At 72.2% G+C, this 14,740-nt stretch carries 12 protein-coding genes; 7 read left to right on the plus strand and 5 right to left on the minus strand.

The genetic code is table 11. The features are described 5' to 3' along the window. From AC5677_RS13420 to AC5677_RS13435, 4 genes are all read right to left on the minus strand, one after another. Nucleotides 1-981, minus strand: coding sequence for an acyl-ACP desaturase (locus tag AC5677_RS13420; protein ID WP_497195264.1), 981 nt, complete (start codon nt 979-981; stop codon nt 1-3). Nucleotides 982-1,253: 272 nt separating this feature from the next. Then, nucleotides 1,254-1,496, minus strand: coding sequence for a hypothetical protein (locus AC5677_RS13425; RefSeq protein WP_497195265.1), 243 nt, complete (start codon nt 1,494-1,496; stop codon nt 1,254-1,256). A 126-nt stretch (nt 1,497-1,622) separates the two neighbouring features. Beyond that, entirely contained in the window at nt 1,623-3,761 is a 2,139-nt protein-coding gene (gene malQ / locus AC5677_RS13430) for a 4-alpha-glucanotransferase (RefSeq protein WP_497195266.1), read from the minus strand. A 6-nt stretch (nt 3,762-3,767) separates the two neighbouring features. Beyond that, complete coding sequence (locus tag AC5677_RS13435; RefSeq protein WP_497195267.1) at nt 3,768-4,037, minus strand: hypothetical protein; 270 nt, start codon at nt 4,035-4,037, stop codon at nt 3,768-3,770. A gap of 498 nt (nt 4,038-4,535) precedes the next feature. Here AC5677_RS13435 and AC5677_RS13440 point away from each other — a divergent pair, with 498 nt between their 5' ends. Beyond that, on the plus strand, nt 4,536-7,496 hold the full coding sequence (locus AC5677_RS13440; RefSeq protein ID WP_497195268.1) for a glycoside hydrolase family 84 protein: 2,961 nt from the start codon (nt 4,536-4,538) through the stop codon (nt 7,494-7,496). A 79-nt stretch (nt 7,497-7,575) separates the two neighbouring features. Here AC5677_RS13440 and AC5677_RS13445 read toward each other — a convergent pair whose 3' ends face one another. Continuing rightward, the gene (locus AC5677_RS13445) at nt 7,576-8,112 is read right to left on the minus strand and encodes an HNH endonuclease (protein ID WP_018088296.1); all 537 of its coding nucleotides are present in this window, start codon (nt 8,110-8,112) and stop codon (nt 7,576-7,578) included. Nucleotides 8,113-8,402: 290 nt separating this feature from the next. Between AC5677_RS13445 and AC5677_RS13450 the strand changes: the two genes are divergently transcribed. From AC5677_RS13450 to AC5677_RS13475, 6 genes are all read left to right on the plus strand, one after another. After that, a complete protein-coding gene (locus tag AC5677_RS13450; RefSeq protein ID WP_497195269.1) occupies nt 8,403-9,488 on the plus strand; it encodes a mechanosensitive ion channel family protein in 1,086 nt (361 codons plus the stop codon). 140 nt (nt 9,489-9,628) lie between these two features. Next, a complete protein-coding gene (locus AC5677_RS13455) occupies nt 9,629-10,093 on the plus strand; it encodes a hypothetical protein (RefSeq protein ID WP_497195270.1) in 465 nt (154 codons plus the stop codon). 148 nt (nt 10,094-10,241) lie between these two features. Continuing rightward, nucleotides 10,242-11,438 carry an ROK family transcriptional regulator gene (locus AC5677_RS13460; protein WP_497195271.1) on the plus strand — a complete coding sequence of 399 codons (1,197 nt, stop codon included), beginning with the start codon at nt 10,242-10,244 and terminating at the stop codon, nt 11,436-11,438. A gap of 79 nt (nt 11,439-11,517) precedes the next feature. Beyond that, entirely contained in the window at nt 11,518-12,858 is a 1,341-nt protein-coding gene (locus tag AC5677_RS13465; protein ID WP_497195272.1) for an ABC transporter substrate-binding protein, read from the plus strand. A 12-nt stretch (nt 12,859-12,870) separates the two neighbouring features. Then, on the plus strand, nt 12,871-13,827 hold the full coding sequence (locus AC5677_RS13470; protein ID WP_497195273.1) for a carbohydrate ABC transporter permease: 957 nt from the start codon (nt 12,871-12,873) through the stop codon (nt 13,825-13,827). Nucleotides 13,828-13,833: 6 nt separating this feature from the next. Beyond that, nucleotides 13,834-14,736 carry a carbohydrate ABC transporter permease gene (locus AC5677_RS13475; RefSeq protein ID WP_497195274.1) on the plus strand — a complete coding sequence of 301 codons (903 nt, stop codon included), beginning with the start codon at nt 13,834-13,836 and terminating at the stop codon, nt 14,734-14,736. Nucleotides 14,737-14,740: the final 4 nt, after the last annotated feature.

Raw genomic sequence — 14,740 nt, forward strand, 5'->3', positions numbered from 1 at the left:
TCAGGACGCCGCCTTGGCGGCCCGCCGGGCCTGGATGGCCGCCTGGCGCTCGTCGAACTTCCGCGCCTGTCCGTCCAGGCCGTTCATGAACAGCCCCAGCTCTTCCTGGGCGCGCAGCCCGGCGGGCCCCAGGCCGCCGATCTCCAGCACCTTGAGGAAGCGCAGCACGGGCTGCAGCACGTCGTCGTGGTGGATGCGGAGGTTGTAGATGCCGCCGATGGCCATCCGGGCGGCGGCGCGCTCGAAGCCGGGCATGCCGTGGCCGGGCATCCGGAAGCCGGTGACGACGTCGCGCACGGCGCACATCGTCTGGTCGGGCGCCATCTCGAAGGCCGCGCCGAGCAGGTTCCGGTAGAAGACCATGTGCAGGTTCTCGTCGGTGGCGATCCGGGCGAGCATCCGGTCGCAGACGGGGTCGCCGGAGTGGTGGCCGGTGTTGCGGTGCGAGATGCGGGTGGCCAGCTCCTGGAAGGCGACGTACGCCACCGAGTGGAGCATGCTGTGCGAGTTGTCGGACTCGAAGCCCTCCGACATGTGCGCCATCCGGAACCGCTCCAGCTCGACCGGGTCGACGGCGCGGCTGGTGAGCAGGTAGTCGCGCATCACGATGCCGTGCCGGCCCTCTTCCGCGGTCCAGCGGTGCACCCAGGTGCCCCAGGCGCCGTCGCGGCCGAAGAGCGTGGCGATCTCGTGGTGGTAGCTGGGGAGGTTGTCCTCGGTCAGGAGGTTGACCACCAGCGCGATCCGGCCGATGTCGGTGACCTTGGACTGCTCGGGGGACCAGGCCTCGCCGCCCATCACGCCGTCGAAGTTCCGGCCGTCGCTCCACGGCACGTACTCGTGCGGCATCCATTCCTTGGCGACCTTCAGGTGCCGGTTGAGCTCTTTCTCGACGACCTCTTCGAGCGCGTAGAGCAGCTGGGCGTCGGTCCAGGCGGCCTGGCCGCGCTCTCCTGCATGGCGGGCGGGGGCGATGGTCACGGGGGAACTCCGGGGGACGACGAAACCTACGGGACCGTAGGCGGGGACCTACGGAGCCGTAGGTTACGTCATCGTAGGTTGGGTTCAGTTAAACGTGGCCCCCTCCACAAATCGGTGGAAAACCGCCCGATAGCCGCCCCGCAACCCCTTTTTCACCTGCGGAAACGCCTCCCGCTGTCATGGGGCATACAAAAGGGCGCCCACCGGTTCGTATGAACCGGTGGGCGCCCTCACGGCGTCACTGGGGCGATCGCGCGCCCCCTGCGTCGGCCCTACGGGGCCTGCTTGCGGGACTTGTCGCCGGCGATGACCAGCCCGGCGATGACAAGGAAGAGCACGATGGGTGCGGCGACGTAGAGGCCGAGCGTCTCGATCACGTTCAGGCCCGGACCCGGGTCGTCACCGTCGTCAGGGATGGCCACCGCGAACGCGGGGGACGACATCAGCAGCATCAGCGCGGTGCCGGCCGTGATGGTTCCGGCGCGCAGGGCGTTCTTCTTGACCTTGTTGCTCACGACCTCAACGTAGCGGACGGCCCGCGGCCCCGCGCGTCCGGGGTGGCACAGGTGTTCCGGTCAGCGGGCCGGGGACGGGCCGCGGCGCCACGCGACCGGCCCGATACGGGTGCGCGGGCCCCCGGGTCAGCGGTGCCCGTTCGACAGCTCCCGCATCAGCGCGTGCAGTCGGGGCGATGCGGCCAGTTCTTCCAGGGTCTGCGGGCGGCCGTCGGGGCCCGCGATCGGCAGGCGCCAGTTCGGGTACTCGTCCCATGTACCGGGGAGGTTCTGCGGGCGGCGGTCGCCCACCGCGTCCGGGAGCCACACCCCGACCAGCCGCGCGGGGGTGCGCAGCAGAAAGCGGTGCACGGCCCGGACCGCCGCCTCCTCGTCGGCCGGGCCCTCGGGGAGCAGGCCGCGCAGCGCCAACTCGCGGAGCCATTCGGCGAGTTCGCTCCTGGCGCGGGTGCGTTCGCGCTCCGGCGGGCCGGCGAGGAGGCCGAGGCGTTCGCGCAGGGCGACGTCCTCGCCCGCGAGCCGGGCGGCGGTGGTCGGCAGGTCATGGGTGGTGACGGTGGCCAGGCAGCTCTCGCGCCACTCCTCGGGCGCGAGGATGCGGGCCTCGCCGTCGGCAGCGCCCTCACCCTCGGCAGCGCCCTCACCCTCCGCGTCGTCCGCCGTCGCGGCGTCCCGGTAGTCCCGCTCGAACCACAGCACGGACGTGCCCAGCACCCCCCGCTCGGCCAGCGCGGTCCGGACGCCCGGCTCGACGGTGCCCAGGTCCTCCCCGATCACCGAGGCGCCCGCGCGGTGCGCCTCCAGGGCCAGCAGCGAGAGCATCGCCTCGCCGTCGTAGCGGACGTAGGCGCCCTCCGTCGGCGGCCGGCCCTGCGGCACCCACCACAGCCGGAACAGGCCCATGACGTGGTCGATGCGCAGTGCCCCGGCGTGCCGCAGCAGACCGCGCAGCAGATCGCGGTACGGGGCATAGCCGGCGGCGGCCAGGGCGTCCGGGCGCCAGGGCGGCAGGCCCCAGTCCTGGCCGCGGGCGTTGAAGGCGTCGGGCGGCGCGCCGATGGACATGCCCGCGGCGAAGGCGTCCTGCTGCGCCCAGGTGTCGGCGCCGGCGGGGTGGACGCCGACGGCGAGGTCATGGACGAGGCCGATGCCCATCCCGGCGTCCCGTGCGGCGCGCTGCGCGGCGGCCAGCTGCTGGTCGGTGAGCCAGGCGAGGCGGCAGTGGAAGTCGATGCGGTCCAGGAGCCGGGCGCGCAGCCGGGCGGTGACCGCGGAGCGCGGGTCGCGCAGCGGGGCGGGCCAGGCGTGCCAGTCGGGGCCGTGCAGCTCGGCGAGGGCGCACCAGGTGGCGTGGTCCTCCAGGGGGGTGCCCTGTTCGGCGAGGAAGTCGCAGTAGGTGGCGCGCCGTCCCGGTGAGAGCGGGACCGCGTACACCAGCTCCAGGGCCTCGCGTTTCAGGGCCCAGACGGCGTCCCGGTCGATCAGCGCGCCGCGTTCGAGGACGTCCGCGCGCAGCGCGTCGGCACGGGCGGCCAGTTCGTCGGCGCGGGCGCGGGCGGCGCCGGACAGCAGGGCGTACTCCGGGATATGGGGGATCCGCAGATGGACCGGGTCGGGGAAGCGGCGCGAGGAGGGGCGGTAGGGCGAGGGGTCGGTGGGCGGGCCGGGGACGGCCGCGTGCAGCGGGTTGAGCTGGACGAAGCCGGTGCCCAGGGTGCGGCCGGACCAGGCGGCGAGGTCGGCGAGGTCACCGAGGTCGCCCATGCCCCAGGAGTGGCGGGAGAGGAGGGAGTAGAGCTGGACCATGAAGCCGTGGCTGCGGCCGGGCGGGGCGGGGACCCGGTCGGGGGCGACGATCAGCCGGGCGCGGGCGGTGCGGCCGTCGGGGGTGTGCGCATGGAGGGTGTGGACTCCCAGCGGGAGGTCCGCGGGGAGGGCCGGGGGTCCGGACGCCGCCGGATCCCGGGGCCCGTCCATGGCCGGGCCGTCCTCGGTCGCCACCCGCAGAACGGTGCCCTCGGGCATGCCGCCGAGGTCGGGCGGCCGGCCGGGGCGGGCGACGACGGTGGCGGGGAGCAGGCTGCGGGCCGCCGCCTCCTCGTACGCGGCCAGGGCGGCGCGTACGGCGTCGGGCGTCGAGGCATCGACCCCTAAGGCGGCGAGCACGGCGACAACGGTGTCGTCGCCGATGTGGAGGGTGGTGCCCGGCGAAGGTTCGTAGCACGTGGCGATGCCGTGCAGCCGGGCGAGCCGCGTGCGGCCCATGGGTCCTCAGACCTCCATGGACTCCGTGCCCAGACCGGTGGCCGTCGGCTCGCTGGTCAGCGGCAGCTCGGCGGAGATCGGCACCTCGCTGGTCAGCGGCGCGGCGTCGGCGAGCGGCGGCTCGCTGGTGAGCGGCGGCTCGGCGAAGCTGAACGATCCGGAACCGTCCAGGCCCGCGTCGGGGTCCGTGACCCCGAGGAAGACATCGGGTTCCATCGGCGCGTCGCCCGGTTTGGCGGACAGCGCATCAAGCAGAAGCTGAGCGGATGCGGCCACGAGGGCCTCCCGTTCATCGGTAATGGGACAGGGTCTGCCCTACCCACTCGACACGACGGCAGACGCTTTTCCACACTAAACGTGACTCACCTCACAGCGCATCCGCAGGCGATTTCGCGGCGGGGGCGTGCGGATGACGCAGAGAGTCCTGACAAACGGGGCATCGGCGCGGAAGTTCTGCGGGCGCGGGGCTCACGGCGGGCGGCCGGCCCGTGCCGCCGGGCCTCTCCCGCGACCCGCACGTCACGGCCTTCGCGGGACGCACTCCCCCAAACCCACCGGGAACAGGGGACCCCCGCCGCCCGGTTGACACCCTTACCGACACAATGGTGGGCTCCAGCCGAAGGTCTGTCCGAACGGACATCGCGGCACACAGGGGGGCCGGTGCAGACCGGCGCGCAGATGACGGGACGAGGAGCGGCCGTGCGGGTCCGGGGCGTGTGGGGCGTCGGAAGAGTCGGTAGGACGAACAGGAACGGCGCGGGCGCCGGCGCGCGCGTGGCGGGGACCACCGCGCTGGCCGCCGCGGTCGTCTCGGGGCTGCTCGGCGGGGCACCCGGCGCCCAGGCGGCGGCGCACCCTTCGGACGCCCCCCGCGGCGCCCCCGACCGGCCGGACCGGCCGGCGGACGCGGGCCCGCCCCCTGCCGTGTGGCCGCGCCCCCAGTCGATGCGGGAGCTGTCCGCCGCCGTACCGCTGGGCGGCGAGGCGGCGCTCGTGGCGGCGCCGGACACCGATCCGTACACCCTGGACGCGGTGCGCGGCCTGCTGCGGGCGGCGGGCGTACGGAAGGTGCACGAGGTGGCACCGGGTGAGCGGCCGCCCGCCGCCGGGCCCGTGCTCTACGTCGGCGGGGCGCCGGCCGGGGACGCGCTGCGGGCGCTGAAGGTGCCCGCCCGCGGGGATCTGCCCGCCGGCGGCTACCGCCTCGCCGTCGGCCAGGTCCGCGGCCGCGACACGGTCGCGCTGGACGGCGTCGGCCCGGACGGCCTCTTCCACGCCGCGCAGACGCTGCGGCAGCTGGTGACCCGGGGAGCGGACGGCCGCCGGCAGCTGGCGTCGGTCGTCGTACGGGACTGGCCCGGCACGGCCGTACGGGGCACCACCGAGGGGTTCTTCGGGCAGCCCTGGAGCCAGGCGCAGCGTCTCTCCCAGCTCGACTTCATGGGCCGCACCAAGCAGAACCGCTACCTCTACGCACCGGGCGACGACCCCTACCGCCAGGCCCGGTGGCGCGACCCCTACCCGGCGGAGCAGCGCGCCGATTTCCGGGAGCTGGCGGAGCGGGCCCGCGCCAACCACGTCACGCTGGGCTGGGCGATCGCCCCCGGCCAGGCCATGTGCATGTCGTCCGAGGAGGACCTGCGGGCGCTGCGGCGCAAGGTGGACGCGATGTGGGCGCTGGGGGTGCGCTCCTTCCAGCTGCAGTTCCAGGACGTCAGCTACAGCGAATGGCACTGCGACGCCGACGAGGACGCCTTCGGCAAGGGGCCACAGGCCGCCGCCAAGGCACAGGCCGAGGTCGCGGGCGCGCTCGCCGACCATCTCGCCGAGCGCCATCCGCACTCCGCGCCGCTGTCGCTGATGCCGACCGAGTACTACCAGGACGGCTCCACGGCCTATCGCGAGGCGCTGGCCGGGGCGCTCGGCGACCGGGTCGAGGTGGCCTGGACCGGCGTCGGCGTGATCCCGCGCACCATCACCGGCGGTGAACTGTCCACCGCCCGCCAGGTGTTCGGCCACCCCCTGGTCACGATGGACAACTACCCGGTCAACGACTACGCCCAGGACCGGATCTTCCTCGGCCCCTACAGCGGCCGCGAACCGGCCGTCGCCACCGGCTCCGCGGCGCTGCTCGCCAACGCCATGGAGCAGCCGGTGGCGTCGCGCATCCCCCTCTTCACGGCCGCCGACTACGCCTGGAACCCGCACGCCTACCGCCCCGCGGAATCCTGGGACGCGGCCATCGACGACCTGGCGGGCGACGACCGGCGGGCCCGCGCCGCGCTGCGCGCACTCGCCTCGAACGACGCCTCCTCCGTCCTGGGCGCCGACGAGTCGGCCGCCCTGCGGCCCCTCATGGACCGCTTCTGGAAGGCCCGCGAGAGCGCCGTCAACCACGGCCGGCCCGGCGAGGACGAGGGCCTCGCCGAGGCGGCCGGGGCGCTGCGGGCCGCGTTCCGCACCATGAGCACCGCGCAGGCGCACCTGGCTCCTGAGCTGGCGGCCGAAGTGGGCCCCTGGGCCGAGCAGTTGGGCCGCTACGGCTGGGCGGGCGAGGCGGCCGTCGACACCCTGATGGCGCAGGCGCGGGGCGACGGCGACGCCGCCTGGGCCGCCCAGCGCACCACCCAGCGGCTGCGCAAGGAGATCGGGCGGAGCCCGGCGACGGTCGGCAAGGGGGTGCTCGCGCCGTTCCTCGAGCGGACGATGACCGAGGCCGACGCCTGGACCGGGGTGCGGCCCGGCGCGCCGCGGCCCACCGAAGGCGCCGACCCCACCTCCCTGACGGTCCCCTTCGAGCGGGCCCGCCCGCTCACCGCGGTCACCGCGCTGACCGAGCCGGGCCACTCGGCGGGCGCCGTCTCCCTGGAGGCACACGTCCCCGGCGAGGGCTGGCGCCGCCTGGAGCGGCTCTCCGCCACCGGCTGGACCGAGGCCCGTACCCGCGGCCTGCGCGCCGACGCCGTACGGCTGTCCTGGCCCACGGCGGCCGACGCGCCGTCCGTGCACGCCGTCACCCCCTGGTTCGGGGACACCCCGGAGGCCGGCCTGGAGCTGTCCCGCAAGGAGTCGGACGCGCATACGGGCGGCCGGGCCACGGTGGACGCCCTCATCTTCTCCCGCCGCCCCGGCGCGGTTCGGGAGAAGCTGACGGTCAAGGCGCCCCGGGGCTTCACCGTGCATGCGCCGCGGCAGGTCACCGCACCGCGCGGCGGCACGGCCACGGTCCGTATCGCGGTGGACGTCCCCGAGGACGCCCCGTCCGGGTCGTACGAGATCCCCGTCACCTATGCCGGCCGGCACCAGACGCTGACCGTACGGGCCTATCCGCGCACCGGCGGCCCGGATCTGGCGCGCGGCGCCGCGGCCACCTCGTCCGGGGACGAGACCGCCGACTTCCCCGCCTCGGCCGCCACCGACGGCGACCCGGGAACCCGTTGGTCCTCCCCCGCCGAGGACGGCGCCTGGCTGCAGTTCCCGCTGCCGCGGGCCACCCGTCTGGGCGAGGTCGTCCTGAACTGGCAGGACGCCCACGCCGCCCGCTACCGCGTCCAGGTCTCACCGGACGGCCGCAGGTGGCGGACCGCGGCCGTGGTCAGGGACGGCAAGGGCGGCCGCGAGTCCGTGCGGATGGACGCCGAGGACACCCGCTACGTCCGCATCCAGGGGGAGAAGCGGGCGACCCGCTTCGGGTATTCGCTGTGGTCGGTGGAGGCGTACGCGGTGGACCGGTAGCCGAGGAACCGCACGGCCGTGATGCACGAGCGGCCGCGGCCCGGGGCGGGACGCGGCCGCTCGTGCAAAAAACCCGGATCTACGCCGATACGGCGTCGATCCGGGCCAGCGCGTCGTCCGCGCCGTACGGCTGCAAATACGGCAGCCAGCGCGGATCGCGATGGCCGGTGCCGATGATCCGCCACGCCAGTCCGGACGGCGGGGCGGGCTGATGGCGCAGCCGCCAGCCGATCTCGGCGACATGGCGGTCGGCCTTGACGTGGTTGCAGCGGCGGCACGCGGCGACCACATTCTCCCAGGTGTGCTGACCTCCCCGGCTGCGCGGGATGACGTGGTCGACGCTGGTTGCGACGCCACCGCAGTACATACAGCGCCCGCCGTCACGGGCGAACAGCGCCCGGCGGGTCAGGGGCACGGGGCCACGAAAGGGCACCCGCACAAACCGCTTCAAGCGGACCACGCTCGGAGCGGGTATCACGCGGGTTGCGCTGTGCATCAGGGCGCCGGATTCCTCGAGACTCACAGCTTTCTCATTGAGTACGAGGATGAGCGCACGGCGGAGCGGTACGACGCCGAGCGGCTCGTACGACGCGTTGAGGACCAGGACATGCGGCACGGGTGCCTCCTTGTACGCCGGCGGCGCGTGGCTCGCGCCGGGACGATCTCGTCCAGTGTCCCCCGGTGCCTGGTCGGAGCGCCACCATGACCGAGTAACGGGCCGGAGGTGTTTTCGACCACACCCCCGCACTTCCCTCCACAAGGACCTCTTTCCGGCCGTCCTGGGACCCTCCAGACTCGAACAGGGGCACGGACCCCATCCGTTGCCCCGTTAGTGTGGTTGGTCTGCCCGGTTCGCGGAGACCCCGCCGAGGCCCGGGTCTGCTGTCCCACACGGAAGGTTCTGCTGTGTACTGGTCCGCTACGACGGCCGCCACCACGCCCCTGGGCGCCGCGACGCCCGGCGCAACCGGTTCCGCCTCGCTCGACGAGGCCACCCAGAAGGCCACCAACGCCGCCGGCTGGGTGGAGGAGAACTGGGGGACGTGGGTCGCGTCCGGCCTGCAGATCTTGCTGATCATCGTGATCGCGGTGGTGCTGCGGCATGTGATACGCCGCACCATCACCAAGCTCATCGAGCGGATGAACCGCACCGCGGCCGCCGCCCAGGGCACCGCGCTCGGCGGCCTGCTCGTCAACGCCGAACGGCGCCGCCAGCGCTCCGAGGCCATCGGCTCGGTCCTGCGCAGCGTCGCCTCCTTCGTGATCATGGGTACCGCGGCCCTGACGGTGCTCTCCGTACTGAACATCAACCTGGCGCCGCTGCTGGCGAGCGCCGGTGTGGCCGGTGTGGCGATCGGTTTCGGCGCCCGCAACCTCGTCACCGACTTCCTCTCCGGCGTCTTCATGATCCTCGAGGACCAGTACGGCGTCGGCGACGAGATCGACGCGGGCGTGGCCACCGGCACGGTCATCGAGGTCGGCCTGCGGGTCACCAAGCTGCGCGGCCCCAACGGCGCCATCTGGTACATCCGCAACGGCGAGGTCAAGCGGATCGGCAACCTCAGCCAGGGCTGGTCGACGGCCAGCGTGGACGTGGTGGTCGCCGCCGACCAGGATCTGCGGCGCGCACGGGACACCATCACCGCCGCCGGCGAGGAGATGTCCAAGGCCGAGCCGTGGAACGAGATGCTGTGGGAGCCGGTCCAGGTCCTGGGCCTGAGCGAGGTCCACCTCGACACCGTCACCATCGGTGTGTCGGCCAAGACCATGCCCGGCAAGGCCATCGGCATCGAACGCGAACTGCGCTGGCGCATCAAGCACGCCCTCGACGACGCCGGCATCCACCTCGCACCCCGCCCGGTCCCCGAGGAGGAAGAGGAGGAGCCCGTCGACCCGGCCGCCGGTATGGCCGCCCCGTCGGCGCTCAACAATCCCCTCTCCCCGCAGTCGGTGGCCACGGAGCCGCTGTCCGCGCCGAAGATGGGGAAGTAGCCCGGCCGGGCCGCATACGCCACGAGGCCCCCGGTACCGCGGTCTTCCGCGGTACCGGGGGCCTTTGCCGTGCCGGCCCGCCCCGCAGCGCACAGCCGCTGCCCGTATCCGCTACCGGCGACCCGGCGACAATGTCCCGCATGAAATACGTCGTTGCCGAACTCGATGCCGAATGGGCCGGATACTGGACGGATCCTCGTCCCTACCTCGCCGCGCTGCCCGCACTGAGCGCCGCCCTCCCCGCCGGCGCCCGCGCATTCGCCACCGATCCGGGCCACTACAGCTTCTCCAGCACCACCTGCACCAAGGACCTCGAACTCGCATCGGTCTCGGTTCCCGTCAAGGAGGCCGACGATCTCGAGATCACCTTCTCCCCGAACCGGTTCAAGCACGATCACCCGCTGCGGATCACCTATTCCGGGGTGACGCATTTCGAGCTGGTCCGGGACAGCTCGACCCGCCTCATGGGGGCCGAGCCCGAGCGGTACCGGGTGCTGATGGACGAGATCCTCCCCGAAGGCGACGGCTGCCGGCACGAGATCGCGCTCGCCGGGGCCACCCTCAGGGTCGGCGCCGCGGACCTCCGGGCGGTCTGGGGCCCCTGAGCCGGCGCGCGATGCCGTACACCAACTCACCGCGTCGCACCCATTGACGAGGCCCCGGCCCGCGACCTACCTTCCTCCACACCGATTGGAAAGTTTCCTAACAGACACCGGGTCGCGCGGAAGCCGCCCAGAAGACGGGGGAACGGCCATGGCCACAGCAGGACGGGGACCCCACGGGACCCCGGGCACACCGCGGGTACTGCGGGCGATGAACGACCGGGCCGCGCTCGATCTGCTCGTGTCCCAGGGGCCGCTGACGCGCACCCAGATCGGGGAACTGACCGGACTGTCGAAACCGACCGCCTCGCAGCTCCTGGCGCGGCTGGAGGCGGCCGGGCTGGTGCGGACGACCGGGAACGTCACCGGACGGCCGGGGCCCAATGCGCAGCTGTACGAGATCAACCCGGTGGCCGCACATGTCGCCGCGCTCGCCGTGGACCCGCTGGGCATCACCGCGGCCGTCGCCGACATCACCGGCCACGTGCTCGGCGAGGCGCGGGTCGGCACCGATGCCGTCGGCAAAGCCGCGGCACACCGGACCGCGCGGCTGGTGGCGACGGCCGTCGACGGGGCACTGGCCAAGGCCGGGCTGGGGCGGGAACAGCTGCACGGCGCGGTGATCGGCACCCCCGGCGCGCTGGACCCGGAGACCGGCGAGCTGCGGTACGCGCCGCATCTGCCGGGCTGGCACTCGCCGTCCCTGAAGGACGAACTGGCGGAGGTGCTGGGCACGCCGGTCGTCATCGAGAACGACGTGAACCTGGCGGCCGTCGCCGAACAGCACGACGGCGCGGCGCAGGACTTCGACGACTTCGTACTGGTGTGGGTCGACGAGGGGGTCGGCGCGGCCATCGTGCTGGGCGGACAGCTGCTGCGCGGCGCCACCGGGGGCGCGGGCGAGATCGGGTACATGCCGCTGCCCGGGGCCCCGCTGTCCCGGGGCGGCGACCGCAGCGCCGCGCGGCCGGATGCCGGCGGCGGGTTCCAGCGGCTGGTCGGATCGCCGAGCGTGGTGGCTCTGGCGCGGGAGTACGGCACGCCCGAAGCCCGTACGGTCGAGGAGGCGCTGGCGCGCGACGATGTGCGCGCGGAGGTGGCCAGGCGCCTGGCCACCGGGCTGGCGGCGGTCGTCGCGGTGGTCGACCCGCAGCTGGTCGTGCTCTCCGGTGAGGTGCCGCAGGCCGGCGGGGAGGAGCTTCGGGCGCTGGTCGAGGAGGAGTTCACCGGGCTGGCGCTGCCGCGGCCGGAACTGCGCCTCAGCGATATCGCCGGCCATCCGATTCTCATCGGCGCGCTGCGGACGGCGCTCGCCGAGGCACGCGATGCGGTGTTCCACACCGGGTGACGTCCGGGCCGGGGATCCCGCAGCCCCGCACCGTCGGCCCTTCGCCTTTCCGCTCCCCCAGCCGTGAAGGAAGTCCGCCATGCCGCACCCGTCCCTGCGCGTCCGGCTCTCCCTGGCACTGGCCGGTGCCGGGCTGTTCCTTTCGGGATGCGCCAATCCGAGCACCGGCAGCGACCGGGACGATCCGACGCGACCGGTGACGCTCACCTTCTGGCACGGCTGGTCCCAGCCCGGCGAGGTGCGGGCCCTCGACGACAGCATCGCCCGATTCCGGGAACTCCACCCCAACATCACGGTGAAGACGGTCTCCAATGTCACCGACGAGACCGTGAACCAGGCGCTGCGGGCCGGCGGGGACGAGGCACCGGATGTGGTGTCGTCGTTCACCACCAGCAATGTGGGCCAGTACTGCTCATCGGGAATGTGGGCGGATCTCGACCCCTTCATGAAGAAGACGGGGCCGGACAAGAGAAAGACCTTCCCCAAGTCGTTCCTCGACTACACGAGTTATGAGGGAAAGCAGTGCGCCCTGCCGCTGCTCGCCGATGCCTACGGGCTGTACTACAACAAGGACGCCTTCAAGAAGGCCGGGATCACCCGGCCGCCGCGGACGATGTCGGAACTGACCCGGGACGCCGCGAAACTCACCGAGCGGAACGCCGACGGCTCCTACCGAAGAGTGGGCTTCATGCCCAACTTCCGGCTCTACCTGAACAGCCCGGACCGGATGTTCGCGCAATGGGGTCCGACCTACTTCGACCGGCACGGCAAAGCGGCGCTCGCCAAGGAACCGCGGACGAAACAGTTCTTCGCCGCCGCCCGCGCACTCGTCGAAGCACAGGGCGGCTACGAGGCGCTGGAGGCATTCCGTACCCGGTTCGGCGACGAGATGTCCTCGCAGAACGCCTTTCTGAAGCAGCAGCTGGCGATGCATATGGACGGCGAATGGCGAGGGCTGATGCTCAAGGACCACAAAGCCCCGTTCGCCTGGGGGACGGCACCGATGCCGGTACCGGACGACCAGGCGGATACCTACGGGCGGGGCTATCTGACGGGTACGGTCGTCGGCATCGCCCACAGCAGCCGGCACCAGAACGCGGCATGGGAGCTGGTGAAGTTCCTGACCACGGACACGGATCAGGTGGTGCGGTTCGCCAATGCGATCCACAACGTGCCGTCGACGAACGCCGCGCTGAAATCGCCGAAACTGGACGCCGATCCGGCTTTCCGTACGTTCCTCGACATCGCCAGGAATCCGCGCAGCGCCGCTCTGCCGCCGTCCGACAACGGCGGGCAGTACATCGTCGCGCTGCAGGACTTCTCGTACGACGTCGAGGCCGGAAAGGTCCCTGATCTCGACAAGGGCCTGCGCGGGCTCGATGCGCAGATCGACGCCGACAACCTCCAGTCCGAGAACTGACGGAGAGCCGCCATGGCATTCACCCCCGCACCGGCGCCCGCGCTGCGGCGCAAACGGAACCGCGAGCGGCTGCGCACCCTCGGCTTTCTCTCACCGTGGCTGGCCGGCTTCTCGGTCTTCTTCGGCTATCCGCTGGTCGCCACCGTCTATTTCTCCTTCATGCACTACAACCAGATCGAGCCACCGGATTTCGTGGGGCTGCGGAACTGGAAATATGTGCTGACACAGATGCCGCTGTTCGGGCCCGCGCTGGAGAACACCCTGTGGCTGGTGACCGTGATGGTCGCACTGCGGGTCGTCTTCGGGCTGGGCATCGGCCTGCTCGTCACCAAGATCAAAACCGGGGCCGGCTTCTTCCGTACGGCGTTCTATCTGCCGTATCTGGCGCCGCCGGTGGCCGCCACCGTCGCGTTCGTCTTCCTGCTCAACCCCGGCACCGGGCCCGTCAACGACCTCCTCGGCGCGGCCGGCATCCCGGCGCCCTCCTGGTTCAACGACCCCCACTGGGCCAAACCGTCGCTGGTCCTGCTGTCCCTGTGGGGCATCGGCGACCTGATGGTGATCTTCATGGCGGCGCTGCTGGACGTCCCCAGGGAGCAGTACGAGGCCGCGGAGCTGGACGGCGCGGGCGCCTGGGGGAAGTTCCGGTACGTCACCTGGCCGTCGATCACCCCGATCGTGATGTTCGCGGTGGTCACCGGCGTCGTACAGACCATGCAGTACTACACGCAGGCCCTGGTCGCCGGGAAGCTCGCCTCCGGCGTCTCCCTCGGGCCCGGCAGCGTCATCCAGCCCGGCTACCCGGACCACTCCACCCTGACCGTCCCCCAGCTCGTCTACTCCCTCGGCTTCCAGAACTTCAACACCGGCGCGGCCTGCGCGCTCTCCCTCGTGCTCTTCGTCATCGCGATGGCCGTCACCGGCCTGCTGATGCGCAAGCGCGCGGGCCTGCTCCCGGCGGAGGACTGAACCGGCATGACCACCACCCTGAACGCCCCGAGCACACCGGCACCGACCGCCACCGCCGGCCGCGGCCCCGCGGCACGCGCCCGGCGCACGCGACTGCTGCACTGGATCGCCGTCCACGCCCTGGCCGTCGCCGCCGCCCTCTTCTTCGTCCTGCCCTTCGTGTTCGTCTTCCTGACGTCCGTGATGGGCGACGACCAGGCGATGAGCGGCGAGCTGTGGCCGGCCGAATGGCACTGGTCCAACTACCTCACGGTCTTCGGCACACCCGGCTTCCTGGACTGGTGGAAGAACTCCCTGATGTACGCGGGACTGGGCACCCTCTTCACGGTGTGCTCGGCCGTCCCGGTGGCCCACGCCCTCGCCACGTTCCGCTTCCGCGGCCGCCGCACGGCCATGATCCTGGTCATCTCGACGATGCTGCTGCCACCCCAGGTCATCGTCATTCCCATGTATCTCGTCTGGGCCCAGCAGCTCCATCTGTCCGGATCGCTGTGGCCCCTGATCATCCCCATGGCCTTCGGCGACGCCTACTCCATCTTTCTCCTGCGCCAGTTCCTGCTCACCATCCCCCGCGAGTACGTCGAATCCGCCAGGGTCGACGGCTGCGGCGAGGTACGCGCCCTGCTGCGCATCGTCGTCCCGATGGCCCGGCCGGGCATCGCCGCCGTGGCCCTCTTCCAGTTCTTCTTCTGCTGGAACGACTACTTCGGCCCGCAGATCTACGCCGCCCAGAACCCCGCTTCCTGGACGCTCTCGTACGGCCTGGAGTCGTTCAAGAGCGCCCACAGCGTCAACTGGAACCTCACCATGGCCGCGACGCTGCTGGTCATGGCGCCGGTCATCCTCGTCTTCTTCTTCGCACAGAAGGCCTTCGTCGAAGGCGTCACGCTCACCGGAGTGAAGGGCTGATCCA

The organism is Streptomyces sp. JLSY215 (genome assembly GCF_059682825.1).

Bases quoted from the DNA above. Each gene is read 5' to 3' on its own strand.
- malQ (WP_497195266.1), bottom strand. From the start codon at position 3,761: ATGGGCCGCACGCGGCTCGCCCGGCTGCACGGCATCGCCACGTGCTAC.
- AC5677_RS13455 (WP_497195270.1), top strand. From the start codon at position 9,629: ATGAAATACGTCGTTGCCGAACTCGATGCCGAATGGGCCGGATACTGG.
- AC5677_RS13465 (WP_497195272.1), top strand. From the start codon at position 11,518: ATGCCGCACCCGTCCCTGCGCGTCCGGCTCTCCCTGGCACTGGCCGGT.
- AC5677_RS13460 (WP_497195271.1), top strand. From the start codon at position 10,242: ATGGCCACAGCAGGACGGGGACCCCACGGGACCCCGGGCACACCGCGG.
- AC5677_RS13470 (WP_497195273.1), top strand. From the start codon at position 12,871: ATGGCATTCACCCCCGCACCGGCGCCCGCGCTGCGGCGCAAACGGAAC.
- AC5677_RS13475 (WP_497195274.1), top strand. From the start codon at position 13,834: ATGACCACCACCCTGAACGCCCCGAGCACACCGGCACCGACCGCCACC.